The 23,887-nt window shown below is 62.6% G+C and carries 34 protein-coding genes; 23 read left to right on the forward strand and 11 right to left on the reverse strand.

The features are described 5' to 3' along the window. Positions 1-13 precede the first annotated feature (13 nt). The 9 genes from L8F45_RS02845 to L8F45_RS02885 all read left to right on the forward strand — a co-directional run bounded on the left by L8F45_RS02845 (position 14) and on the right by L8F45_RS02885 (position 5,832). Positions 14-703, forward strand: a complete 690-nt coding sequence (locus L8F45_RS02845; RefSeq protein WP_342361373.1) for a hypothetical protein — start codon at positions 14-16, stop codon at positions 701-703. After that, positions 700-1,041, forward strand: coding sequence for a hypothetical protein (locus tag L8F45_RS02850; protein WP_342361374.1), 342 nt, complete (start codon positions 700-702; stop codon positions 1,039-1,041). The genes L8F45_RS02845 and L8F45_RS02850 overlap by 4 nt, the downstream gene beginning before the upstream one ends. Continuing rightward, on the forward strand, positions 1,038-1,595 hold the full coding sequence (locus L8F45_RS02855) for a hypothetical protein (protein WP_342361375.1): 558 nt from the start codon (positions 1,038-1,040) through the stop codon (positions 1,593-1,595). The genes L8F45_RS02850 and L8F45_RS02855 overlap by 4 nt, the downstream gene beginning before the upstream one ends. After that, positions 1,595-2,098 (forward strand): GcrA family cell cycle regulator, encoded by a 504-nt coding sequence (locus L8F45_RS02860; RefSeq protein WP_342361376.1) that lies wholly within the window; start codon positions 1,595-1,597, stop codon positions 2,096-2,098. The genes L8F45_RS02855 and L8F45_RS02860 overlap by 1 nt, the downstream gene beginning before the upstream one ends. A gap of 10 nt (positions 2,099-2,108) precedes the next feature. Further along, positions 2,109-2,555, forward strand: coding sequence for a hypothetical protein (locus L8F45_RS02865; protein ID WP_342361377.1), 447 nt, complete (start codon positions 2,109-2,111; stop codon positions 2,553-2,555). Then, complete coding sequence (locus tag L8F45_RS02870; RefSeq protein WP_342361378.1) at positions 2,552-3,475, forward strand: DNA adenine methylase; 924 nt, start codon at positions 2,552-2,554, stop codon at positions 3,473-3,475. The genes L8F45_RS02865 and L8F45_RS02870 overlap by 4 nt, the downstream gene beginning before the upstream one ends. A 252-nt stretch (positions 3,476-3,727) precedes the next feature. After that, positions 3,728-4,552 carry a TIGR04255 family protein gene (locus tag L8F45_RS02875; RefSeq protein WP_342361379.1) on the forward strand — a complete coding sequence of 275 codons (825 nt, stop codon included), beginning with the start codon at positions 3,728-3,730 and terminating at the stop codon, positions 4,550-4,552. 164 nt (positions 4,553-4,716) lie between these two features. Then, entirely contained in the window at positions 4,717-5,220 is a 504-nt protein-coding gene (locus tag L8F45_RS02880) for a hypothetical protein (RefSeq protein WP_342361380.1), read from the forward strand. Between the two features lie 15 nt (positions 5,221-5,235). Continuing rightward, on the forward strand, positions 5,236-5,832 hold the full coding sequence (locus L8F45_RS02885; protein WP_342361381.1) for a hypothetical protein: 597 nt from the start codon (positions 5,236-5,238) through the stop codon (positions 5,830-5,832). On the opposite strand, the gene L8F45_RS02890 is transcribed toward L8F45_RS02885, so the two are convergent. The 11 genes from L8F45_RS02890 to L8F45_RS02940 all read right to left on the reverse strand — a co-directional run bounded on the left by L8F45_RS02890 (position 5,825) and on the right by L8F45_RS02940 (position 11,104). Next, positions 5,825-7,327 carry a helicase HerA-like domain-containing protein gene (locus L8F45_RS02890; RefSeq protein ID WP_342361382.1) on the reverse strand — a complete coding sequence of 501 codons (1,503 nt, stop codon included), beginning with the start codon at positions 7,325-7,327 and terminating at the stop codon, positions 5,825-5,827. The two genes, L8F45_RS02885 and L8F45_RS02890, sit on opposite strands and share 8 nt — an antisense overlap. Continuing rightward, positions 7,324-7,665: a helix-turn-helix domain-containing protein gene (locus L8F45_RS02895; protein ID WP_342361383.1), complete on the reverse strand. Its 342-nt coding sequence runs from the start codon at positions 7,663-7,665 to the stop codon at positions 7,324-7,326. The genes L8F45_RS02890 and L8F45_RS02895 overlap by 4 nt, the downstream gene beginning before the upstream one ends. A gap of 68 nt (positions 7,666-7,733) precedes the next feature. Then, the gene (locus L8F45_RS02900; protein ID WP_342361384.1) at positions 7,734-8,069 is read right to left on the reverse strand and encodes a hypothetical protein; all 336 of its coding nucleotides are present in this window, start codon (positions 8,067-8,069) and stop codon (positions 7,734-7,736) included. Positions 8,070-8,072: 3 nt separating this feature from the next. Next, the gene (locus tag L8F45_RS02905) at positions 8,073-8,471 is read right to left on the reverse strand and encodes a hypothetical protein (RefSeq protein WP_342361385.1); all 399 of its coding nucleotides are present in this window, start codon (positions 8,469-8,471) and stop codon (positions 8,073-8,075) included. 2 nt (positions 8,472-8,473) lie between these two features. Beyond that, positions 8,474-9,001, reverse strand: a complete 528-nt coding sequence (locus L8F45_RS02910) for a hypothetical protein (RefSeq protein WP_342361386.1) — start codon at positions 8,999-9,001, stop codon at positions 8,474-8,476. Between the two features lie 49 nt (positions 9,002-9,050). Further along, positions 9,051-9,395, reverse strand: a complete 345-nt coding sequence (locus L8F45_RS02915; RefSeq protein WP_342361387.1) for a hypothetical protein — start codon at positions 9,393-9,395, stop codon at positions 9,051-9,053. Between the two features lie 338 nt (positions 9,396-9,733). Continuing rightward, positions 9,734-9,943, reverse strand: a complete 210-nt coding sequence (locus L8F45_RS02920; protein WP_342361388.1) for a hypothetical protein — start codon at positions 9,941-9,943, stop codon at positions 9,734-9,736. A gap of 3 nt (positions 9,944-9,946) precedes the next feature. Continuing rightward, positions 9,947-10,234: a hypothetical protein gene (locus L8F45_RS02925; RefSeq protein ID WP_342361389.1), complete on the reverse strand. Its 288-nt coding sequence runs from the start codon at positions 10,232-10,234 to the stop codon at positions 9,947-9,949. A gap of 2 nt (positions 10,235-10,236) precedes the next feature. Further along, positions 10,237-10,602: a hypothetical protein gene (locus tag L8F45_RS02930; RefSeq protein ID WP_342361390.1), complete on the reverse strand. Its 366-nt coding sequence runs from the start codon at positions 10,600-10,602 to the stop codon at positions 10,237-10,239. A gap of 128 nt (positions 10,603-10,730) precedes the next feature. After that, the gene (locus L8F45_RS02935) at positions 10,731-10,961 is read right to left on the reverse strand and encodes a hypothetical protein (RefSeq protein ID WP_342361391.1); all 231 of its coding nucleotides are present in this window, start codon (positions 10,959-10,961) and stop codon (positions 10,731-10,733) included. A gap of 2 nt (positions 10,962-10,963) precedes the next feature. Continuing rightward, positions 10,964-11,104, reverse strand: a complete 141-nt coding sequence (locus L8F45_RS02940; RefSeq protein WP_342361392.1) for a hypothetical protein — start codon at positions 11,102-11,104, stop codon at positions 10,964-10,966. 573 nt (positions 11,105-11,677) lie between these two features. Here L8F45_RS02940 and L8F45_RS02945 point away from each other — a divergent pair. The 14 genes from L8F45_RS02945 (at position 11,678) to L8F45_RS03010 (ending at position 23,887) form a co-directional block, all read left to right on the forward strand. Next, positions 11,678-12,238 carry a hypothetical protein gene (locus tag L8F45_RS02945; protein WP_342361393.1) on the forward strand — a complete coding sequence of 187 codons (561 nt, stop codon included), beginning with the start codon at positions 11,678-11,680 and terminating at the stop codon, positions 12,236-12,238. A 10-nt stretch (positions 12,239-12,248) separates the two neighbouring features. Further along, positions 12,249-12,866 carry a hypothetical protein gene (locus tag L8F45_RS02950; protein ID WP_342361394.1) on the forward strand — a complete coding sequence of 206 codons (618 nt, stop codon included), beginning with the start codon at positions 12,249-12,251 and terminating at the stop codon, positions 12,864-12,866. Beyond that, positions 12,850-14,691, forward strand: coding sequence for a phage terminase large subunit family protein (locus L8F45_RS02955; RefSeq protein WP_342361395.1), 1,842 nt, complete (start codon positions 12,850-12,852; stop codon positions 14,689-14,691). Before L8F45_RS02950 ends, L8F45_RS02955 begins: the two co-directional genes overlap by 17 nt. Continuing rightward, positions 14,688-16,322 (forward strand): phage portal protein, encoded by a 1,635-nt coding sequence (locus L8F45_RS02960; RefSeq protein ID WP_342361396.1) that lies wholly within the window; start codon positions 14,688-14,690, stop codon positions 16,320-16,322. The genes L8F45_RS02955 and L8F45_RS02960 overlap by 4 nt, the downstream gene beginning before the upstream one ends. Beyond that, on the forward strand, positions 16,319-16,618 hold the full coding sequence (locus L8F45_RS02965) for a hypothetical protein (RefSeq protein ID WP_342361397.1): 300 nt from the start codon (positions 16,319-16,321) through the stop codon (positions 16,616-16,618). The genes L8F45_RS02960 and L8F45_RS02965 overlap by 4 nt, the downstream gene beginning before the upstream one ends. A gap of 2 nt (positions 16,619-16,620) precedes the next feature. Beyond that, positions 16,621-17,901 carry a S49 family peptidase gene (locus L8F45_RS02970; RefSeq protein ID WP_342361398.1) on the forward strand — a complete coding sequence of 427 codons (1,281 nt, stop codon included), beginning with the start codon at positions 16,621-16,623 and terminating at the stop codon, positions 17,899-17,901. Between the two features lie 36 nt (positions 17,902-17,937). Further along, complete coding sequence (locus L8F45_RS02975; RefSeq protein ID WP_342361399.1) at positions 17,938-18,594, forward strand: head decoration protein; 657 nt, start codon at positions 17,938-17,940, stop codon at positions 18,592-18,594. A gap of 80 nt (positions 18,595-18,674) precedes the next feature. After that, positions 18,675-19,721, forward strand: coding sequence for a major capsid protein (locus L8F45_RS02980; RefSeq protein ID WP_342361400.1), 1,047 nt, complete (start codon positions 18,675-18,677; stop codon positions 19,719-19,721). 8 nt (positions 19,722-19,729) lie between these two features. Continuing rightward, positions 19,730-20,146, forward strand: coding sequence for a hypothetical protein (locus tag L8F45_RS02985; protein ID WP_342361401.1), 417 nt, complete (start codon positions 19,730-19,732; stop codon positions 20,144-20,146). Continuing rightward, positions 20,143-20,949, forward strand: coding sequence for a hypothetical protein (locus L8F45_RS02990; RefSeq protein WP_342361402.1), 807 nt, complete (start codon positions 20,143-20,145; stop codon positions 20,947-20,949). Before L8F45_RS02985 ends, L8F45_RS02990 begins: the two co-directional genes overlap by 4 nt. Beyond that, complete coding sequence (locus L8F45_RS02995; RefSeq protein WP_342361403.1) at positions 20,946-21,470, forward strand: phage baseplate assembly protein V; 525 nt, start codon at positions 20,946-20,948, stop codon at positions 21,468-21,470. The genes L8F45_RS02990 and L8F45_RS02995 overlap by 4 nt, the downstream gene beginning before the upstream one ends. Next, positions 21,470-21,859 carry a GPW/gp25 family protein gene (locus tag L8F45_RS03000; protein ID WP_342361404.1) on the forward strand — a complete coding sequence of 130 codons (390 nt, stop codon included), beginning with the start codon at positions 21,470-21,472 and terminating at the stop codon, positions 21,857-21,859. The genes L8F45_RS02995 and L8F45_RS03000 overlap by 1 nt, the downstream gene beginning before the upstream one ends. Beyond that, positions 21,852-22,706: a baseplate J/gp47 family protein gene (locus L8F45_RS03005; protein WP_342361405.1), complete on the forward strand. Its 855-nt coding sequence runs from the start codon at positions 21,852-21,854 to the stop codon at positions 22,704-22,706. Before L8F45_RS03000 ends, L8F45_RS03005 begins: the two co-directional genes overlap by 8 nt. After that, positions 22,706-23,887 (forward strand): phage tail protein, encoded by a 1,182-nt coding sequence (locus L8F45_RS03010; protein ID WP_342361406.1) that lies wholly within the window; start codon positions 22,706-22,708, stop codon positions 23,885-23,887. Before L8F45_RS03005 ends, L8F45_RS03010 begins: the two co-directional genes overlap by 1 nt.

The following is a 23,887-nucleotide window of genomic DNA, read 5'->3' on the forward strand; positions in this document are numbered from 1 at the left end:
CTGGAGGGCGCCAATGAGCCGCATCAGATCCGTTCATCCCGGTCTTTTCACAGACGAAGCGTTTATGTCGACGTCGCCTGCGGCGCGGTTGCTCGTCATCGGCATCTGGACCGAGTGCTGGGACGATGGCGTGTTTGAATGGAAGCCGCTCACGCTGAAGGCGAAGATTTTTCCGGTCGACAACGTCGCGCTGCCTGAGTTGCTGAAAGAGCTTGAGGACAACGGTTTCCTCAAGCGCTTCTCCAATGGCGGCAAAGACTACGGCGCTGTTCGGAATTTTCGACGATTTCAACGCCCAAAATATCCGAACTCATCCGGCGTCTTGCCGGCCGAATTGAGGAGCTACGTCGGCTTATCCGACGATCTTCCGGAAGCGCTTCCGGAGCATTCCGGAAACGATGGAGAAAAACCTCCGCAGATGGAGGATGGAGTAGGAGAGGGAAGGGAGAAGATAAAATCAAAAAATAAATCATCATCGGACTCGCGCGCTCCAAAATCCTTCCCGGCCGACGGGCCGATCAACTACGTCGCCCCGTTTGGCGAGATCGCGAAGCGCAAGGGCCGTGGCGCCGACGTCAATGTGCTCGCGCAGGCCTTCCGCAGTTTCTGCTTCGACGAGAAGATCGACCTCGCCGATCCCGCGATCGCTCAGAAATTTGAGACTTTCTGCGGCAAGCACCGCGTTCGGGGCCTGCATTCATGAGCGGAAAGATGACCTTCGACATGATCGTCAAGGCGGCGATGATGGCCGGGCAGGCGATGACGCTCGACGAGATCGCCACAGCCCTCGGTGTGAAAAATCCGCGCGCCGTTCGCCAGGCGCTGTCACTCTACGGCATCCAGCTCGATCCGAAGCCGGGCGGTCTTCGTCGCTTCCTCATCTGGCTCAGCGACGAGCGCCAGCGCGAGCTCGCCATCGCCGCGCGCCGTCATCGCATGGACGAAGAAGCGCTTCTCCAGCGCGCCGTGAAGCTCATGCTCGAAGACGACATGGTCGGCGCGATCATCGACGATCACAAAGTCAAGAGGCCCGCCACATGAAAGCGTCCGCACTCGAACAGTTGCGTCGCAGCGAGGCGCAGGCCGCCGATGACTGGCATCCGCTCGATGGCGTTCCGGCGCCGGACTATGTGCCCGAACGCTGGACGGGCGAGCATGTGATGCTGCGCCTCATCAAGGCGTTCGAGATCCTGAACCTCGTGATGTCGGCGCCAGGCCCGCGCAGCCCGAGCGGCCTGTGGCCGGGCATCCGGCGCGAGCGCAAGGAGGTCGAGGACGTCGAATACGCGATCGAGTCGGCCGCGCTGCGCGGCGAGGTCGATCGCAGGCCGACGCTTGTCCGCGCGAAATCAGACATCACCGCCCGCATGATCCATGAGATGGAGCATGCGCTCTATTGGCCGGCGCAGTTCGTCGTCGATCGCAATGAGCGCCGCGCGCTGCTCACCTGGGCCATGGCGAAAGCGGCGAAGCGCGACATGACGCGGATCTGTCGCAAGCGAGGCTGGGCCTATTCGACGACGCGCCGGCGCCGGGACGCCGCGGGCAAGACGATCGCCGACGCGCTCAACCGGGCGGGGAGGCCGGTGTTCTGATGTGGAGTGATGAGCGCATCGAATTGATGAAGCGCATGTGGACGGACGGAAAGTCCGCATCCGAGATCGCGTCCGATCTCGGGCTAGTCTCGCGCAGCGCAGTGCTCGGCAAGGCGCGGCGGCTTGGCCTCGCCAACCGAAGGCCGCCGGCTGGAACGGCCGCAGCGGCGCGCCAGGCGAAGGGAGATCGCGCGAAGCTGCCTCCGGCCCGGAGCCGCTACGAGCGCATCCTGAACAAGCGTCGCGCCATGGAGCAGCCAGCGGCGGTCGATGCGCCTATCCTCGAAGGCGACGAGGATGTCGCCAAGGGCTGGCCGAAGGAGCGCGGCGCGAACGCGGTGCATTTCATGGCGCACAAGATCGGCCAATGCCGCATGCCGCTGTGGGCGCTCGATGCGCCGTTCGCCGAGAAATTCGTCTGCGGCGATCCCGTAGCGGAAGGCGAGGAAAGCTGGTGCGCGCCGCATCGGCAGACGACGAGCAATCCGCCGTCGACGAAATAGCGAGAGAGCGATGATCGATCGACAATTTGGGGATGAATACGGCTTCGCCGCCGCAACGAAGACAGGGCTGAGACTCTACGGGATGTCCAGCCGTCGCACCGGACGCACGTCGCGCATGATCGAGCGAGTGCGGAAGGGCGATGTGATCATTTGCGCCGACAGCAGGGAGAAGGAGCGCGTGCAGCGCCTTTTGAGGGAGGCCAAAAAAGCAGAGATCGACGTCGTCGTTGTCAATCCGCAGCGCACGCCTCTGCGTGACGTAGGTACTCGGCCGAACGGCAGGGTGTTCTTCGATCACGGCTGGATCGAGCGGTACTTCGAGATCGAGATCGATCGCGCGGCGAACCAGTTGGGCGAATGGCATGTCGCGATCTCCAAGACATGGCCGGAGCCGCCCGAATCCCTTAAGGACGCACCCTATCTCGACCCGCGCCGGCGATTTGAGCCGTTCGCATGACAGAGCTAACCCGTCCCGCGCTGCGCTGGCATGGCGGCAAATGGCTGCTCGCGCCATGGATCATCTCGCATTTCCCGGAGCACCGGATCTATGTCGAGCCCTTCGGCGGCGCGGCAAGCGTGCTGCTGCGGAAACCGCGAACCTATGCCGAGGTCTACAATGATCTCGACGATGTCGTCGTGAATCTTTTCAGGGTGCTGCGCGATCCTGAGAAGGCCGAGCGCCTGATCGCCGGCCTTCATCTGACGCCATTCTCTCGCGTCGAATTCGATGAGGCGCTTGAAGACGCTGAGGACGACGTTGAGCGAGCGCGCCATCTCATCGTGCGCAGCTTCATGGGCTTCGGCTCCAATGCGCATTCTGGATCTGAGGTCGCGAAGAAGACCGGTTTCCGGACGCACACGCGCGCCGACGTCTATCGATCGACCGGGTTCCGCTCGAACAGTAATCGCTCGGGAACGACGCCGGCGGCCGACTGGCGCAATTATCCTGAAGCGCTCGCGGCCATTGTTGATCGCTGGCGGGGCGTAGTGATCGAGCAGCGGCCCGCGATCGAGGTCATCGCGCAACATGACGGGATCGAGACCCTTCACTATGTCGACCCTCCTTATCTCCCGGAAACGCGATCGCCGGCCAACAAATACGATCTGAAGCACCGAATGTATCGGCACGAGCTATCGCGCGACGACCACGCCGAGCTGCTGGAGAAGCTGAAGGCCCTGAAGGGCATGGTGATCCTCTCGGGCTATCCCAGCACGCTCTATGACGAGCAATTGGGGGGGCTTGGCTTAGGATTCAGCGAGAGGCTTATGCGGACGGCGCGCGGCCGAGGATCGAATGCCTGTGGCTCAACGAAGCCGCGCAGACGCGGATGGAGAACCGGCAGGAGGAGATGCGGGTGGGGTAGGCACCTTCAATAAAAATGATTAACAAAAATCTTGAATGGGTATGCGCTGATCGAGGAGATTGGCGCGGCATCAGCGGCGCGCGCTAGCGGTCAGGCCCTGCCGCTGGTGCGGCGCACCGGCGGCTCGCAGAACCGGAATATCGCTCGCCCGCGCGGCCCCCGGCCATGAATTTTGAGCAAACAGCGCCGATCAGCGCCGGTATTGACAAATCCTTAACGGTGCCGCCTGTAAGTGGTAGAGTCCGCGGAGCCAGCAAACAAACGCATGCCTTGGGAACCTGCCAATGAGGGGCATGCCATCGAGCGAGTGGCGGCGAGCATTCTGTTTGCGGAACCGCTGCCGCTGAAGGTTCTTCGCAATATCCAGGAATCGATCAAAACTTCGGTGAGCCCGAAGGGATTCGACAAGGTTGTGCTTCTGCCGAGCCCAACTCAATTTCAGATCGCCATACACGGCGGCCAACCGTCGTTGACGAATCCAGCTACGGGACAGGCGTTTCGCAAAGTCAGCGACGACGCTGTGGTCGAAGAAGTCATATCTAATGAGTCGGCGCTGACTTTCGCAGCTACGCGCTATCAGAGCTGGGAAGCTTTCATCTCCGTGGCCCAGGAATGCCTCGCTGGCGCCGTAGCCAGCGCTGCCTCCCTCGTCACGTTCCGAGATATTAGGCTTGAGTATTGGGATAGATTCGACCTTAAGGGCCGCGATGGAATCTCAACTCTGATTAATCCGCGAACGACGCTGCTGTCGGAGAAGTTTCGCTCGAAGGAACAATCTTGGCATAACAACATCGGTTACTTCTATGGCGTCGTCCCTCAAACGCGGAACCTGATCAACGCCAATGTCGGCGTTGTCATTCACGCCGAATTACCGGTCAACGAGATCTCAGGCCAGGCTCGCATCTACACGCTCGCAGCCACACAATCTCGAATAGACGAGGGCGCTCAGCCGTGGCAGGTCGACTCCTGGAAGGCCGCCTCTGGCGTTCTGACGGACCGGCATGAGGACTTGAAATCTGTGCTGGTCGACATTATTCATCCGGTATTGTCGCAAAAAATTAAGCTAACCTCTAATTCCGCAGCCCCCTGATGCTAGCTTACGGCTATTCCGAGGTCGCGCCTCCCGTGACGATGGCTCAGCCCACGCCGGGGCTAGGGGTTTTTGGCGGAGCCTCAGAAACTGAATTCTTGATCACGTCTTCGCCCCCGGCCGGGCGCCTCCGTCCCAGGCCGTTCGCGAAGACGGTCGCCACCATGATCGTCATGGGCGGAATGATGACGGATGTCGGATCGCCGCCGCCGCCTACTGTTGCACGGTCGGCGCCCGGGGTCATCGAGCCGTTGGACGTCTTCGCAGCTAACGACGATCGCGCCTACCTGATGAAGGTTTCTGAGGACGCGGCAGCGAAGCTTCGCCTGCAGAGCAAGATTCAAAAGTACGCCAAGCGGAAGGCCGATTGGGATGGCGATGATGGCATTCCGCCGAGCGCTAACGCAGTTCGCGACGCGCTCGCATTTCTAGATTATGCCGAAATCGAGTTCTCGATTCCATCCGCGGTCTACGCTCCCGGAGATGGCGAGGTTATGTTTCAGTGGCGGAATGCCGATGCTTTTATCGAAGTCGGTTTTTATGGTGACAACACCATCTCTTGGTATTTCCGGGGAGCCAAAGGTGGCGTCGATCACGCTGATGATCAGTTCAGTCGGGATCAGATGGAAATTCCCCCGCGGCTGAGCGCCTACCTGGAAGCCCTTTAAGCGCGCACCCGTTTTATGATCAAGACCGACTCGCAACATTGTCCCGATTCTGTGGGCGCTATTGCGATGTCGGAAACTGTGGCGCTCGGGCTTTATTCGCCCGAGCTTTTCGATAGCGAGACGGGTAAGCTCACATTCGAGGCGATCCGCACGTCGTATCTGTGGCCCGACAACGGCCACGTTGACAAATGTGGAGACTCAACGGGCGTCTCGGTTGCTCGGCTGGTACACGGCGGCGCGAAAGCCGAATTGGCCGTGGTCCTTGAGGAGATCGCCAGAAAGCCTGGAAAGGGCGGCAAGACGCGCGTCGTTGAGGGATATGCGCGCATGTCGATCGAAGAACTAGACAAGATTGGTCACCAGGACCTTTTTACAAGAGACGACGGCAAGCCGACATTTCGCAGTCACGCCGTCATTCGCTGCATGAAAAAGCTCGGGCGATCTGGGCTTCGAGGTTACAGGCAGCAGCTCGTAGACGGATTCAACCTCGACGTTCATCGGTTCGAGAACGGCGAGTTGGCGGCAATCCTGGAGTTTCACAAAGCGTCTAAGCTGAAAAGACTCTGGTTGCAGTTTCGCGCGTGGCTGAGGCGCGTCTTCGCCATCAAGTAGCGATCGCGCCGACAATCACAATCGCACCGATAATCGCGAAGCAAAGTCCCATCAATGCCCAGCGAGCGCTCCGCGGCTCGACGTAGGTCACCGGCGCCGGAATCTCTGGCTCTTCCCATTCGACCGGCATAAGCTCGCTGCGCAGCCAGGCGCTCTCGCGAGCGACAATCTCGGCCGTGCGCTCTGCGGCCCCGCTCAACGCCGCGACCTCATGCGGCGACATCCCCTTCGTCAGGAAGCGCGCCTTCTGCTCGAGCCTCGATAGCTTCTCCCCGTATCTCGGCTTGAGCGCGTCAGCCCGCATGATCAGATGGCGCTCGTCAGGCCCGATCGGGCCGACCTGCGCGGCCGGCGGCGCGATGCGCGCGACCTGCGCGACGGCGGGCGATCCGTCGGATTGGATCAGCGAAACCAGCGCCTCGCCAATCCCCAGCCCCATGATCACGTCAGGCAGGGCCTTCGCGTCCGTCGACCGGAACGTCTGCGCCACGGCCTTTACAAGGCGCTGCGTCTGCGGCGTGAACGCGCGCAAGGCGTGCTGCACGCGGTTCCCAAGCTGCGCCAGCACCGCCGGCGGCGCATCGAGCGGGCTCTGGCTCACAAAATAGACGCCGACGCCCTTCGACCTGATCAGTCGCACAACGCGCTCGATCGTCTCCATGAGCCGCGGGCTGGCCTCCCGGAACAGCATGTGCGCCTCGTCGAAGAAGAAGACCAGCTTCGGCTTCTCCAGATCGCCGACCTCCGGCAGGACCTCGAACAGCTTCGTCAGGAGATAAAGCAGGAAGGCGCCATAAAGCCGCGGCGTCTCGATCAGCCGCTCCGCGCTCAACAAGTTGATCACGCCGCGCCCGATATCGTCGACGCTCAGTAGGTCCTTGATATTGATCGCCGGTTCGCCGAACAGCGCGTCGCCGCCCTGGCCCATCAGCACAAGCATCTGGCGCTGGATCACGCCGACCGAAGCGCCGGTGAAATTGCCGTAGCGGTCGCGCACATCCTCGGCGTCGTCCTGAATATCGCGCAGCGCGGCCGACAGGTCTTCGAGGTCAAGCAGCCGGAAGCCGCGATCGGTCGCGTGCTTCATCGCGATGACGAGCGTGCCCTCCTGCGCGTCATTAAGCCCGAGCAGCCTGGAGAGCAGCAGCGGCCCCATATCCTCGACGCTGGTGCGGATCGGCAGGCCATCGCGCCCGAACAGGTCCCAGAAGCGCACAGGGAAGCGCTGGGGCGTGCGATCGAACCCGGCGGCCTTGGCGGCGTCGGCGAAGCGGCCCGCCTCCTCGCCGATCTGTGCGAGGCCAGAGAGGTCGCCCTTGATGTCGGCCGCGAACACGGGAACGCCGGCGCGAGAGAAGCCCTCCGCCATGGTCTGGAGCGTGACCGTCTTGCCGCCGCCGGTGGAGCCGGTGACCAAGCCGTGGCGATTGGCGAGGCGAAGCGGCATCTCGATCGCGGCGCCGGCGGCTGTCTTGCCGATGATGATGGAGGTCATGAGCGCTCGCTCTTGCGATCAAACATCCTGACGCGTCCGCCGTCGCTGATCTCGCCGACTAGCGGAATAGAACGCTCCTCGATCTCGATAATCCGCGTCTTCGCGTGATCCCATGCGCGCTGCATCGTGTCGCGATCCTCGACGAGCGCGAGGAACGTCGGAACCCATTGCGGGATCTCGAACGGCTTGTTGTCCTTCAATCCCGACATACAGCAGCCCACCGTTCTGTTGGGCATGCCGGTCAGCTTGCTGAAGGTGTTTTGCGTGAGGCCCGTCCGCTGAAGCGCGTCGCGGAATTCGGCCGGCGTCATCCTGCGATAGTCGAAGGGGCGCGCCATGTCTGTCCTTTCTGTTCGATCCACATGGACCATTGAAGCCGTGCTGATAGCACGAAGCGCGGGCGCAGTCATCGGGGCCACTCCATCGCAGGCCCAAACGTCCTGCCGGCGGCCTCGCGTGCAAGAAGCGCATCGATCTTCTCGCGAAGATCGCCCTCTTCGAGCGACGCGCTGGCCTGCTTCAGCGCAATGAAGAGGTCGCCGCGGGAATAGTCGAGCGCGCAGCCGAACTCCGCGCGGTAGTCCGCTTCAATCTTGCTGTGCTGCTTCGGCGTGACGACTTTTGCGTTCGGATATTTGCGCCGGATGTTTGGGGTCGATCGGCTGGCCAAGACGTAGCTATCCGAGCCGATGCGCGATCGAATGAATTCGAGGAAGGTGGGGCGCGGGAAGGCGAGGGGCATCGTTCAGCCCTCCGCCGCGAATTCGGCGTCATAGCATTCCTGCCAGTTCCGATACGTCTTCGGCCTGTCGCCTTCTCCGTCAGGCGCCTGGTCGGTGCCTTCCCATGACGCCGCGGCCTTCCAGCTTCCCCATGTCGGCTTGTGAAAGATGAAGCCGTCCTGATCGCCGCCATGCTCCCAGCCGGCGGCGCGGCAAGTCTTCTCGGCAATTTCGTTCGTGGCGCGGTCTTCATCTATCTCCTGAAGGTCGATAATGTGCTCTTCGCCATCCTCGTCGAACACCTTGAAGACATTCGCCGTCGATTCGGACCTGCGCATCAGCTCCCAAGCGATGCGCGCTGCGGCTTCAGGCGAATCGGCGGTCTGATCGTCGATCTCCCAGCAAACGCGATAGGCCGGCATGATCAGCGACCTCCGTTCGTGTAGGGGCTCTCGAACCAGAGGCCCCAATCCCCGTAGAAGGTCTTCACGCCGTCCTTGACGCCGACGATGCAATCGCCCTCGCGCGCCATCATCAGCCGGTCGTCGTCCCAGCGTTGCCAGCCGGTCAAAGCCTGCGCGTTCGCGGCGTCGGCTTGCGTGGCGAAGATGATGATGGGTTGCTGGTCGTAGGTCTGGTGAAGGCCGGTGACGTTTTGCAGGCGCGGGCCGTCCGGCCCCCAATCGTCCATATCCACGTCAAGGCTGGCGCGGCCGTGTTTCAGATAGAGCTCGCATGTAAGGCCCGGCGCGATGGCGATCGCTTCGAGCGCTTCGCGGGCCAGCTTGGCGCAGTTGAAAAGCGAGACGTCGAGCCCATTGCCATAGGCGCTTTCCATATCGTCGTAGGCGCCCTCGTCAGGCGCAGGCTTGTTGGCGGGCCAGAGTTTCGCGATCGTCATGAGTGTGTGCGTCGCGCGCGCGAGCGCGGTCTTTGATTCGATATCTGCCATGATGGCCCCCTGTTCGGTCCGCATGGACCTTTGGTTGCGAAGGGATTGATCAGCCGCGGTTGTTCGGCGTTGTGACCGGGCGAATGAACCGGCGCTCAATTTCCGCCGCCGCGCGCATTGCTTCAGCTTTCGTCCAAAAGTCGCACAGAGCATCGCGACCTCCGGCCTTGAGATGTCCGAAGACGCCCCATGCGCCCGGCGACTCGTCTTCGTCGCAAATGTCCCAGTCGGGTTGATTCAGTGCGGGTTCCCGCGCGCCGATCCAACACATCGCGTCAATGTCGACGCGATCGTAGCGAGACCAATCAATGGGACGATCTTCTCCCGAGAGTCCGATCGCCAATTCGGCCTCTGTCGGGATTGCATTTCGCGCTAGCATCGGATTGCCGATCATGACTGGATCCTCTCTGCAGCGGGTCCGCCTACGAACCAAACAACATCTTCTCCGAAGAGGTCGATTGATCGGCGATCGATCTCTTTTTGAAGGCGACGCATTGCCGTCTTCGCTGCGCTCCCGCAGTGACTGAGATAGCGACCTTTGATGAACGCGTGCGCGTGCCACGTCCCATCGCCACGCTTGTATGCGCTCGCTATGTGCGCCTCTCCGACCTGCGCGATTGGAATGTCAACGATCTCCCACGCATCGCCGAAAATTAGGTCGCGGTGCGACCGCCACGTCATAGTGAGGCTCATGAATTGCTCCTGTTCGGTCCGCATGGACCCTTGGTTGCGTCACTCGGCGCGGAAAGCCGCGCAGTCCTCATGCTCTGGCTCGTCTTGACAGGCCAGCCGATGCGCCTCGTGAAGGACGGCGCATGATTGCTCGTCGCCGTTGAAGCAGCGCCGGCGAAGGTCTTCTCCACCGCCGAGCGTTGATATCGCCCAGACGAAGGCAGTAAGCGCGGCGATCTCAGCGGCATTGCGAAGGAAGGAGCGGATCATGGCTCAGCCCTTCGCTTTGGCGATGAGGCGAGGCGTGCGCCGGTAGACCTTCAGCGAAACATGCTCGGCGTCATGCGTTTCGTAGATGCCGCGTAACTCTTTTAGCAATTCGGCATATTCTTCCGGCTTCGCCGCCTGGCCGCGCTGAAGCCATGACCGATCCGCACCGCCATGCTGACCGACGGCTGCGTAGCAGGTGATTAGCGTCCCGGCGCGGTCGAACGGTTCGGTCGGGAAATAGGCGCATATTTCGCCGCGATACTTGCGAAAGATGACGGGAAGCGGTTGCATGATCACACCGCCTGAAGAACGGTAAAGCCCGCCCTTTCGAGCATTGTCTCCCAAGACCAGCCCGAATCTTTCTCGCAAGCGGCATAGAAATCGTAGTCAGGGTCGCCAGCCTTGGCCGCAAGGCGCATCTCTTTCCACGTCGCGCGAACAGCCTTCGCTACTGCGGCCGTCCGCTTGTCGTAGCCGTAGCCGGTGGCGAATCCGCGGACCATCGGCGATCCGATCCAATGGACATAAGCCCAGAGGCGGCCCGCGCCGTCGCGGGGATGATTCAATGCGATCGTTGCGACGCGCTTGCCGTCCTTCATCACGACATAGGCGGAGACGCGCGCGAACGCCTTGTCGTGTTGCTGATAGATATCGGTCACGGTCTTCTCCTGATCGGTCCACATGGACCTTTGCGAAGCGGCGCTGATGCGCGCAGGCGCTTCCGATTGCGCCGAACGCCGGCGCAAGGTGGAAACGTCCGAGGGGCGCGGCGCTAGGCCGCGCCGGGTTAGTGGGGAAGGAAGCGAAGCGCCGCGATGATGAAGCCCGCCGCCGCGAACACGATGGCGCCAAGCTTGATCGTCTGACGATCAAGCGCCGCCTGTAGGTCCGCTTTGGTCACGATGTCCGGCATGATGAATTTCCGAACGGCTTCCGCGTGGGCCTCAGCCTCCCCGGCCTTGATGCCGGCTGCGCTGAGATGCTTTGCGTATGCGAGGCTATCAAAGGCGAGGGCCATCGTCACGCCTCCCCGTTCGCGGCGCCATGGAGCCACGCGCGCTTGTCGAACAGGGGATGGCGGCGGGAGAAGCGCCGCACGCGACGGACTTCCTCACGGACGAGGGCCTGCGGCGTGCGGCGTCTGCGATGCTTGTGGGGCATGATCTACTCCTGTTCGGTCCAGATGGACCTTTGCTGTTCGGCTCACCTGAGCCTTTCCGATCTCTCGACCGTGAGATGACCCTACATCGTGGCGCGCATTTCGTCAACACCAAAATGGTGTCATGCGCTCTCTTTCCTGTGCTGCAATTGCTTTCTTCATTCGCTGCGTGCGCGCTCACGCCATGAGCGACGCGGCATGAGTGTCGCGGTATGTCAAACTCAACACCCGGCCCTAGTGATGGCTTTGACCTCGTGAGCAATCTCAGGGCATTTTCTCGCCGCGACTCGATATCCTGCGGGCAGTGCGTCCGGGCGGATATCTCGCGTCTCTCTTGCTTCGATCTCACGCGCATCGCGCCGCTGCGCTGCGCGCCTGGCCCGTGTGTCATGCGCCAGCTGCTTGCCGCGCACTGATCGCGCGGCCTCACCAGCGCGCATCGTCGTGGCGCCAAGCTGCGATCAAAACGACTAGGGACCGTACAGCCACCCCCACCGGGCGGGACGGCACGTCGCCCCCGGTACAAAACGCAAATTTCGCCTCCTAAAGGGGGACAGCACCCGCCGGAGCGCGACATGGGCCTCAAAATCGACGCCCGCATCGATCGCCCGGCCGATTTGGCGTCGATCTCAAAGCTGCTCGGCGGCCCCGCGATGCAGGCGGCCGGCGCCCGCGCTTTGACGGAGCATTCGGAGCAGCAAGAAAAGCGCTCCGCGGCCTTCATCTCGGGCTTTACCGGCGTGCCGATCGGCCGAATTCGCGGCGTGATGAAGGTGCGGCCCGCCGCGCCCGGCGCTGTCATGGAATCTGCGGTCGAGTTGAAAGACGCCGCGATCCCGCTGGGCGAATTCACCTATCGCTCGTGGTCACGCTCGATGCCTGGCGCCACGCACGGAGACTGGCCGGGCTCTGGTAAGCGCACGCTGCCAGGCACATTCTCTGTGCCGCGCTATGGTGGCATGATTTATCGCCGCGCGACGAGCAAGCGCTTCCCGATCGTGAAGGTCTGGGGGCCAGTGCTGCCGAACGAACTCGCGAAGAAGGAGCGGCCTAATTATCCGCTGGCCGAGGCGTTCGCTGCGCAGGACCTCGCGCCGAGGGTCATTCGCCACATCATGAGCGCCATGGGCGCCTGACGCCCGCACCATGACGAAGAAGCCCGCGAAGGCGGCGAAGAAACGCGCGCCGAGCAAGGCGAAGGCGTCGCGCAAGGACGAATCCGCTGGCGCAGTCGCTGACGTGGCGACGCCGGCTGTCGTTGACGCCACGCAGTTCGCTGCGATTGCCGGCATCAACGTCCGCAATACGCGCCAGTTGGCGCAGAGCGGCGTGCTGGTGCGAGCCGCCGAGAAGGGAAAATTCAAGACACAGGCGTCTATCCGCGCCTATTTGGAACATCTGCGCGCGCAGGCCGCGGGTCGCCTGGGAACAGGCAAACTCATCCTCACGGATGAGCGCGCGCGTCTCGCTAAAGAGCAGGCCGACAAGCAGGCGATCGAAAACGCCAAGCTTCGAGCCGAACTCTATTCGGAAAAGGAAGTCGCCGCCGGCTGGACCGCGATAGCTCGCGCGTTCAAGTCCGCGGTTCTGTCGCTTCCAAGCAAAACCCGAGCGCAGCTTCCGCACATGACCGCGGAGGATGCGGTCGCGATGGATCGCCTCTGCCGCGAACTGCTCGAAGATCTCGCCAAGGAAATTCAGAGCATCGAAATCGTGGGTGGCGGCGACGAGGCCGACGAAGGAAGCGATGGCGTCGACGGCTAGAGCCCTCAACCGGCTCTTTGACGAAGTCGCCGTCGCGCTGAAGCCTCCCCCAAAGCTGTCCTACTCCGTGTGGGCGGAGCGGTATTTCCGCGTTCCCGCGCAAACATCGGCGACGCCGGGCCGCTTCAAGCCCTGGAAGCCGCAACGCGGTTTACTCGACGCAATGGGCGATCCGCTGCTCCCGCGGGTCAGCGTCATCAAAGCCGCGCGAGTCGGCTACACGAAATGTCTCATGGCTTCGATCGCCGCGGATGCGGCAAACGATCCATGTTCGACGATCCTATTGATGCCGACCGACGACGATTGTCGCGGCATGGCTGTCGACGAGGTCGATCCGGCGTTCAAGGAAACGCCTGCGTTGCGCGGGCTCATGGCCGTCGGGCGCAACGACGGCCGGAACACGCTGCTGCAGCGACAAATCGCCGGCGGCGGTTCGCTGAAGATCATCGCCGCTAGGGCGCCGCGAAATCTTCGGCGCCATACCGCGCGCAAGCTCTATGTCGACGAAGCCGACGGCATGGAGGTCACGAGCGAAGGCGATCCGATCGACCTCGCCGAGAAGCGAACGCTCAGCTTCGCCGATCGAAAAATTATTATTGGCTCGACGCCGACGGATGACATCCGGACGTTCGTCGGGAAGCTCTACGCGAAATCCGACCAGAGGGTCTTCAGGGTGCCGTGCCCGCACTGCGGGCATCGGTTCGAGATCCTGTGGGAGCATATTCAATATCCGCCGGGAAAGCCTGAAGAGGCTTACTGCGTCTGCCCGTCCGGCAATGGTTGCGTCATCGAGGATCGCCACAAGCTGGCGATGGTCGAGGCGGGTGATTGGGAAATCACCAGGCCCGAAGTCAAGGGTCATGCGGGCTTCCGGCTGAATGCGCTGGTGTCGCTGTTCGCGAACGCCGCATGGGGCAACCTGGCGCGCGAGTATGAAGATGCGCGCGCCGCTGGCCCTTACAAGCTCATGGTGTTTTACAACACCGTGCTGGGGCTGGTGTGGACCGACGCGGTCGACAGCCTCGACGAAAACAAGCTTATGGCGCGCGCGGAGCCTTTCGCGCTCGTCTGGGACGAAAAGAAAAGCCGGTGGCGCGAGGATATCCCGCGCGAGGTTCTTTACATCACCGCCGGCGTGGATGTTCAGACGGACAGGCTCGAGATCCTGTTCGTGGGCTGGTCGCGCAATCAGCGGTGGTTCCTCGGGCATGAGGTCGTCCGCGGCGCGACCAATCTGCAGTCGACGTGGGACGAGTTAGACGCGCTGCTGAAAACTCAGTGGACGCACCCGCTTGGCGGCAAGATCGGCGTTGAGGCGGCGGCGGTCGACTCCGGCGACGGCAACCGCACGCAAGACGTCTACAATTTCTGCGGTCCGCGCTCGGGTCGCAAGATCATCGCGATCAAAGGCCGCGAAGGGCCGATCGATGTTCTGAAAGCGACGACGAGCAAGAAGGCCCGGCGTTCCGGCGCGCGGCTCTACATTGTCGGCGTCGATCAGGTGAAAGCCGATCTGATTTCATCGACGTCTGTCGATGCGGGCAACCCCGGCGCTTTGCGCTTCTCATCGGAGCTGTCGCGCGAGTGGTTTGTCCAGTTCACGTCGGAACGGCGCAAGGTTCAGTATCCGAAGGGGCGGCCGAAGGTCACCTTCGAGCGCATCGGCTATCGCGCTGCTGAGGCGCTGGATTGCGCGGTGTACGGGACTGCCGTGCGGTCGCTGTGCCGGTTCAATTGGGATGAGCGCCAGAAGGCGCTCGATGTGAAATCCGACCAGCCGGGCAAGCCCGGCATCAAGGACATGCTGAGGAAACTGCACGGATGAGCGGTGCGCTTCAGACTGTGCGCTCGGCGATTTCGCGCGCCTTTGGCGGCGTTCCGCGCACGCAGTCGCACATGCCGCAGATCGGCGGTTCGTATTTTCGCAACAACGTGTCGCCATTCTTGCGGGACTGGCGGCCGGCGCTGCGCGAAACTTCGGAAGACGTCCGTCAGTCCTGGAATCTTGCGGCCGCTCGCGCTGTCGATCAGATTCAGAATTCTGGCTTCATCGCAGGAATGTGCGAGACGTCTGCCGCTCTCGTGGTCGGCGACGGGCTGAAGCTAAACGCCAAGCCTGACGCCGTCGCGCTCGGCTGGACGCCGAAGCAAGCTCAGGATTGGCGCACGCTGGTCGAAAGCCGGTTCAGCTCATGGGCGGGCGACGCGCTCGTTTGCGACGCCAACCAGCGCATGACGTTCGGCCAAATGCAGGAGGCGAACTACCTCGCTTGGCTCGGACTTGGCGAAGTGCTCGCCATGCCTTTGGTAAGGTGGTCTGCCCGGACGAAATCAGTCACGCAGATACTGAATATTCCTGCGACGCGGCTGTCCCAGCAGACGCAGCCTGACATCAGAATGATGCAGGGGGTTTTCGTCGACGGGCTTGGCGCTGCGGTCGGGTATCGCATCGACGAGATCACGCGCTGGCAGGGCATCGTTCCGCGAGACTTTCAGCGGTTCGATGCGGATGGACGGCGCAATGTCATCCATCTGTTCGACCCCGGTCTCGCGGTCACGCGGGGCATCAGCAAATTCGTCCCGGCGCTCAAGGTCACGCGCCAGCTTGATCAGTTCTGTGACGCCACCCACACGGCGGCGCTGTTGCAGACCATCTTCGCGGCGACCGTGAAGACCAACCTTCAGGGCCTCGCGGCCTTCGAGGGTTTGATGACGGAGGGGGATCACGCGTCCCTGGACCTCGCCAAGTTTCTCGAAATGAAGAACGACTGGTACGAGGCTGCCAAGATCGACATGAGCACGCATGGGCGCATCGCCCATCTCATGCCGAATGAAGAACTGCAGTTTCACAAGGCCGAGCATCCCGGCCAACAGTTCGACATGGTGATGCAGTGGCTGTTGCGTGAGATCGCCCTGGTTGGCGGACTGACTTATGAAGCCGCGACTGGCGATTACCGGCAGGCGACCTATTCGTCCGTGCGGATGGGAACGTCGATCAACTGGAACGTCATCACTAAGCGGCGCAAAGGCGTCCCGTCAGGATATTGCCAGGGCGTTTATGAGACCTGGCTCGAAGACGAGATCGGCATCGGGAACCTGCCGTTTCCGGGCGGCTACGAAGCCTTTCTCGCGAACCGCCAGGCTGCTTGCCGCGCGACATGGTCCGGCCCTCCGAAGCCCCAGGCCGACGATCTAAAGACCGCGAAGGCCAATCAGACCAATCTTGAGATCGGCGTGACGACGCTGGAAAGCGTCTGCTCGGAGAACGGCGAAGATTGGGAAGATGTGATGGAGCAGCGCGCGCGAGAGCGCGAGCGCGCCAAGGAACTCGGTTTGGCTGACCCGTATCCCGATCTCGTAGCTCTCGAACTCGCGAAGAAGCAGCAGGCGGTGAAGGGCAACGAGGAAGATAAGACGGACGACGCGTCTTACACCGGAGAGGATCAGGGCGCGTGAGTGACGTCTTCGACGCAATCTTCGGCGTCGACAATTATGATCCCTGTGAGGCGCTGCGCGCGCTACGCCCCGTCTATATGCGGCTTGTCGCCGGCGCGGCTGAGGAGACGGTCAAGTTTCGTGACCGCGAGCTGACTTATCAACGCGCCGACCTGAAAAGCTTCGCGGCGCTGATCAGTCAGCTTGAGTCAGAATGCGCCAGCGCGAGCGGACTGCGTCCGAAGCGCATGGCGATCACCGTGGGCGGCATGGTCCGCCCGCGTGGCCCCTTCAACGGCCCGTTCGGGCGCTGCTGACCATGTCGAACCTGCTCCGCCTGCTCGATCAGTGGATCGGCAGGCCGCTCCTGCTCGATCCCGGCAAAGCTGAGATCGCGATGCGCGCGCTCGAAGGGCGCATCGGCTTCGACATGAGCGAAGCGGACTGGATCGAGCCCGAAGCGAACCGCTTCGTCGGCAGCTATCGCCGTGAGGCGCGGCCGAGCGGCTTGGTGCGGGCCTCGAATGGCGTCGGAATCCTAACGATCGACGGCGCGCTGGTAAACCGCGGCGCATATCTCGGCGCATCTTCGGGCCTGGTGTCTTACGAAGGCATCGGCGCGCAATTGATGGATGTGGCGGCGGACCACGAGATCCGCGCGCTCGTCATCGACATGAACTCGCCCGGCGGCCATGCGAGCGGATTGCCGGACCTCGCTTCGCGCGTCCGGCGAGTGGCCGAGCAAAAACCAATCGCGATCGTCGTCAATGACATCGCGGCAAGCGCTGCCTACGGCATCGCGTCGCAAGCGCACGAGATCATCGTGAGCCCGTCTTCGATTGTTGGCTCGATCGGCGTGATCCTGCTCCACCTCGATGCGTCGCAGAAGCTTGAAAAGGACGGCCTGAAACCGACCTTGTTCTATGCCGGCGCCCGCAAGGCTGACGGCCACCCTGCCATTCCGCTGAGCGAATCCGCGGCGAAGAGCATCCAGACGATGATCGAGAAGACCTATGAGGGTTTTCTCGACGTCGTCTCGATGGGGCGCGGCTCAAGGCTTCCTCGCGAGGCGGCGCGCTCCACGGAAGCCGGGATCTTCATAGGCGAGGATGCCGTGAAGGCCGGACTCGCCGATCGCGTCGGCACTCTCGAAGAAACCATTTCCCGGCTCGCACGCGGCGAGGGCCGTTTGCGCGTCATCTCCACGTTCCCAGGAGCCACCATGAACACGATCGACCCGAACGCCCCGACCCATGCTCCGGCTGCGCCGCAGTCTGCACCGCCGCCGGCCCCCGCTGTCGCTTCTGCGCCCGCGATGGACGCCGCTGCGGCTACCAAGCGGATTCAGACCATCATTGACTGCGAAGAGGCGAAAACTCGCCCGACGCTCGCGAAGCATCTCGCATTCAACACGAGCATGTCGGCTGACGATGCGGTCGCGACGCTCAAGGTCTCGCCATCGGAGGCCACTGCCGGTGGATATCTCGATCGCAAGCGCGATCAGACCAACCTTGGTCTGCCGACGCCGCCGGCGAACGCGGACAACGGCTGGGGAGATGTCATCACCGGCATCAATCGGATGAACGGCTTCCAGAACTAATCGAATCGGGAGCGCAGAGCATCGAAAGGATCGACTATGACGAACGTTTTGCATGAACCGCGCCATCCCGGATCGGCCATCCTGTCGGAGTCGAACGGCGCCCGCTCGCGCGACGTGATCACGATCGCGTCGGGATCGGGCAAGCTGGAACCGAACACCGTTGTCGGCAAGATCGCGGTTGGCTCCGCGACGGCCGCCGCCAAGGCTGGCGGCAATACGGGAAATGGTGCGATTTCCGCAATCTCGGTGCTCCAGGGCGCCATGACGGGCGTTTACACCGCGCGATGCATCACTGCCGCGGCCAACGGCGGGGTATTTCGCGTTGAGAACCCGAAGGGAGACGTGATTGGGGATGTGGCAGTCGGAGCTGCGTTCTCCGACGACATCGGCTTCACGATCTCCGACAGTTCTGCCGACTTCGTCGTTGGCGACGGCTTCGACATCACGGTCGCGGCCGGTAGCGGCAAATACAAGCCTTCGCCCATGACCGGCGCCGATGGCTCGGAGCAAGCCCTGGCGGTCATCATCTATGGCGTCGACGCGACGTCCGCTGATGTCAAGACGGTGGCGATCACAGATGACGCGACAATGATCATGGACGAACTGGTCTTCCATGCATCTGTCGATGACGCCGCGAAGAGGCAGGCGAAGTTCGATCAGCTCCGCGCCAATTCCGGAATCAAGGTGCGCTGACGCCTGAAACACCGCCCGGCGCAAGCCGGGGAAGCCATCCACGGGGCCGCTTTTGCGGCCCTTTTCTTTGGGAGACCCTAATGATCAACATTTTCAGCGGCGATGCGTTCAGCGTCACGACCTTGACGGGCGTGATCAACAAGCTCGTCATCGCTCCGGGCCGGCTTGGTCAATTGGGCCTCTTCCGGCCGACTCCCGTCAAGACATTGACGATCACGCTCGATCAGATCGCCGGGAAGATCAAATTGGTTCCGCCTTCGCCCCGCGGCGCACCCGGACAGACCAAAGAGAAGCGGCGCGGCGTGCAGCGCGCGTTGGTGATTCCGCACTTCCAGCGAGACGATGGAATCAACGCGGATGAGGTCCAGGACGTCCGGCAGCTCGGCAGCGAGGACCAGACGAAGGATCTTCAACAGTACCTCGGCGAGCGCATGCAGGAGCATTCTCAGGACCTCGATGCGTCCGATGAGTTGGCGCGCGTCGGCGCGATCAAAGGCAACGTCGTTTATTCCGATGGCAGCAATCTGGATTTGTTCTCGACCTTCGAGGTCGCTCAGCCCGACGAGATATTCTTCGATTTGGCGAAGGCGAATCCCACGATGGGAGCTCTTCGCGAGCAGATCCAGGAAGAGGTGATCCGGAAGATGGGTCGCCAGATGCCGGGCGTCGCAATCTCGAACATTCGCTGCATGTGCGGCGACGCCTTCTTCAGCAAGCTGATCAGCCATAAGGAAGTCCGCGAGACCTACCTCAATCAGGTGGGCGCCGCAGAGCTTCGTGGACCGTACATTGGCATTGGCGATCAATCTTGGGGGTCGTTCGATTTTGGCGGCGTCACATGGGAGAACTATCGTGGCGAGGTCGCTGACGAAGAGACCGGGGAACTGACCCCGTTTATTGGCCCTGACGACGCCCACTTCTTCCCGGTCGGAGTCCCCGGCCTGTTCCGCGTCTTCTATGCGCCAGCCGATTACAACGAGACCGTCAACAAGCTCGGCCAGAAGCGCTATGCGAAGGTCTATCCGAAGCCGGACGACAAGGGTTACGAGATGCAGGTGCAGACGAACGCTCTGCACATCTGCACTCAGCCGCAAGTCCTGCTGAAGGGCTCCAAGAACGCTTCGTAATTTCGCCGATGCTTGGCCCCACTCTGTTCGACGACCTGGAGCGCAAGGTTTCCAGCGCCGTAGAGCGGGTGTGGGGCGAGGACATCCGCGTCCGGCCCGTTGTGGTCGGAAGATTCATCGCTCGCGAAGCTGGCGCTCTCGCCAAGCCCTACATCATCAAGGGCGCGATCGATCTGCATCCGCAAATCGTTCGCGCTCGCTCCACAGGACGCATCGACGGGGACATGCCCGACATGAGCGTCGATGCCGCCCATGTCGTGTTTCGCTACGCCGCGCTTGGCGACGGCAGGAAGCTGACGCCGAGCAAGGGCGACAAGCTGGAGACAGCAAGCCCTCTGCGGAAGCCCTGCCTGAAATTCGAGGTCGTCGACGTCCAGGATGATGGCGGCGGCCAGGTTGTGTGCGTTTGCACGAGGGAGGCGTGATGTTTCTCGTCGGGCTGGCGCTCAATGTGATCATCGCGCAGGCGCTCGATCACAAGACCTATGCCGGCGAGCGCGTCTCCTGCAGCCCGGTCAATCCGCTCGACTTGATCGACGATACCGGCAGGCCCGTAATCGCCGTCTATCTTGGTGAGAGCGATCGGACTGACGGCGCGAGGCCAGGACATGATCTCGGCGCGCCGACGCACACGAACATCGTCATCCACGCGATCCTTCCGCCGAGCCTCCAGTTCGAGGGGAGCCGCGCAGGCCTCAACGATCTGACGAACCGCAGCGGCGGCGCATCGATCCTGTTGGGCTTCATGGGCCGGCAGATCGTCGCCGCGCTGCAGGCCGATCGATCCGATTGGTCGCGACTGCTGCAAAAGTTTTGCGCCGGCTTCCAGGCCGTGAGTTCGCGGCCGATCATTATCGAATTGCCGAACCATGCCGCGCGCTTTCCCGCGCGCGAAATCGTTCTGTCCTGCAGGACCATCGGTGAGCCGCCGATTGGCGCTTCGCTCTCCGGCCCTTGGGCCGAGTTTCACGCGAAGCTGAGCGACGACGAAGAACTCCGCGAAGTCGCCGACGAGTTCAAGCGCGCTATCGAAGCGCCTGGCGATCTCGGCCCCTACGAGAAGCTGCTCGCGGTGTTTGGCCTCAGTTGGGACGCTGGCTACGCGATGGGCCTCACGCCACATCCGCCGCCTGTGCCGCACGGCGTTAAGGTCGAACCGCTCAAAAACGTGACCTGGATCGATGAGAACGCGCCAGAAGGGGGCTCGGGAGAAGAGACCGGCGCGTGAGCACCCTGGACGAATTCCTCGAAGCGCTGCTGCACAGGGTCACGGATATTGAGCGGCGCCACGCCAATATGGCTGTCAAAGGAACGGTCCATGAGGTCAACGCAGAGAAGCAAGTCGCCCGCCTGAAAACCGGCGTCGATGACGACGGCAAAGACGTGCTGGGGCCGTGGGTGCCCTACGCGCAGGTCGCCGGCGCTATGAAGATTCACAGCCCGCCATCGGTCGGACAGCAGATGATCGCGTTCAACCCGAGCGGCGAGCCGCGGCAGGGCGTGCTCCTGCCATTTACTTGGTCGGACAACAACCAGTCGCCGTCGACGAGCGGGAATGAGCATGTGCTCACCTTCGGCGGCATCAAGGTCAAAGTGGAAGGCGGCAAGATCACCGTCGACGGCAAGGTCGTCTTCAACGGCGAAGTGCATGTCGGCGGCGAGGGCGGCAAGGCCGTGCATCGCAAGGATGATCTCGACAGCGACGGCGACGCCGCGGTCGGCTGCGCCACGAAGCTGTTTGCGAACTGATGGCCGGGGTCGATCGCGAGACAGGCCGTTCGCTGGACGGCTGGGATCACGTTGTTCAGAGCCTCTTCGTGCTCTTCACGACGTTCTTTGGCGAACTAGTCATGCGGCGCTGGTTCGGGACGAACGTGCCGGCGATCCTCGGCCGCAACGCAGGCGTTTCGCTCCTCGTGCGGTTCTTCTCGGCGATCATCACGGGCATCGAACTCTTCGAGCCGCGCTTCAGGGTGAAAAAGATCACCGTGGATTCGCTGACGCGCGAAGGCGAGATGTCATTCACGATCTTCGGCCTCTATCGGCCGCGCGCGCTGTTCGGCGATTTCACCGTCGAGGGCGAGCAGAAGGTCGTTTTCTCCAGCGACGGGCTGTCGGTGCGGGTGACCAGTGGCTGATGATCTCTACGGTCTCAGCGCGCTGCCCAAGCCGAAGGTCATCGAAGAACTCAGCTTTGAGCAGATCCTTGCAGAGATCAAAGCCGAGACGATCAGCGATTTCCCCGGCCTCGCCGGCTACATCGATCTTCTGACGGAGCCATCCGCGCAGCAGGCGATCGTCTACGCCAATCGCGAAATGCGGCTTCGTGCGCGCGTCAATGATGCGGCGCGTGCGAACCTGCTGTTCTTCGCGACCGGATCTGACCTCGATCATCTCGCGGCGTTTTACGACGTCACGCGCCTCGCAGGCGAACTCGACGACCGGCTGAAACGGCGCGTCGTCCTTGCGATGCAGGGCCGCTCCACGGGCGGAACGGCGCCGCGCTACAAGCTGATCGCGCTGAGCGCGAGCCTGCGTGTGAAGGACGCGATCGTTTATCGCGTCGGCACGAACCCGACGGTCAATATCGCGGTGTTCGCGGCGGACAATGGCGGGGTCGCCGACGCTGATTTGATCGCGCTGGTCCAGGCGGCCGTCACGGCGGACGACAAACGCATGGTCAGCGACCGCTTCGTCTTCCGATCAGCGATCTTCCAGACTGTGAATGTGGAGGCGAATGTCTGGCTGCTGCCGGAGTCGCCGGACACGCTGATCCCGCTGCTCGCGAGCACGCTCGGAGTCGCATGGACGGTAGAGTCCGGCCTCGGCTTCGACTTCGTGCGCCCCTGGGCCGTTGCGCGCCTCATGCAATCAGGCGTGCAGAAGGTCGAGCTCATCACGCCATCGAGCGACGTCATCGCGCCTCCTGAGAGCGCGATCTCGCTCGGGACGGTGACGCTGCACAATATGGGCCGCGCATACTGATGCTTCAGGCCCTCCCGTCGAACGCGACGCCTTATATGAAGGCGCTCGCGGCGGCGACAGATCCCGGTCCGCGGCTGAACGACGGCGTCGTCCGTATTCGCGGCGCGAAGTTGGTCGATCCGGCGCCGGACTGGCTGCCGTTCATCGTCTACGAATATGGGCTCGGCGAACTGACGCCGTATGTCCCCTCGCTCTATCAGCTTCTGCTTGAAGGCGTTCGCTGGCAGCGGGTGCGCGGCACCCCTGCGGCGGTGTTCCAGGGCATCGGCTGGCTGGGCTACGGCGCGACAATCGAGGAGCCGCCGCTGCGGCGGACGCGCTGGAATCTGTTTCAGCTTGCGCTCGATCGCGTGCGCGACGATGAGGCCGACCTCCCGCGTCTCGAAGGCGTCGGGCAATTGTCGGTCTGCGTGCGGAGCGTGTTCTGGCGCGGTTTCAGCGGCTACGACATTCGCGCGCTGGAATACGGCCGCAAGAAATACGGCGACGGACTCTACTCCTCGTTCTCCGGCGTCCGCCTTCAGGGCGGCCAGGTCAAATGGTCCTTTGGGCGGTCGATCGAAGTCATCCACGAGATGACGCCAGAAGAATTGATGGCGCTCGATGTGTGGATCGAGCCCGAGGGGTATATCGATCCCGACCAGTTCGCCGGCGAGGCGGTCGGCCTGGCGCTCGCGATCTCCTCGCCGGGATTTGATGAAGCGCCGGCAGGCGAGGGATGGTGGACGTTTCCATGGCCTGAAGCGCCCTGGACGGCGACGCCCGATTTCGCGCGCCATGTCGCGATGTTGTCGGCGACAGATTTCGGAACTGCTTGGGCGGTCTTCAAGGACGCGGTTGGCGCGGTGATCGGTTATCGCCGCTGCAAGGCCGCGCACAAGGTCGCGCCGGCCTCGCCGGGCGCCTATCACTGCGCAGGCTTGTCTTGCAGTCCCGCGGACTCATCGGTCCGAGACATCTATCTCGAAGCTCTGACGGGCTTCGGCGATGGTTACGGCGCGACCGCGCGGACGGTCGGTTTCATTCTCAACGCGGAGCCCGCAGGCGGAAAGCCGCCTGGCGCGCTGTGGGTCGGGCCAGGCGAACTCAGCGTTGCCGGGCCGATCGTGGCTTCGCAGAACGTCAACATCGAATTCGGTCGAACCGTGCGCGAGCGCGTGCGCGCCGTGCTGCGGTTCTAG

It is taken from the genome of Terrirubrum flagellatum, assembly GCF_022059845.1.
GTDB classification, from domain to species: domain Bacteria; phylum Pseudomonadota; class Alphaproteobacteria; order Rhizobiales; family Beijerinckiaceae; genus Terrirubrum; species Terrirubrum flagellatum.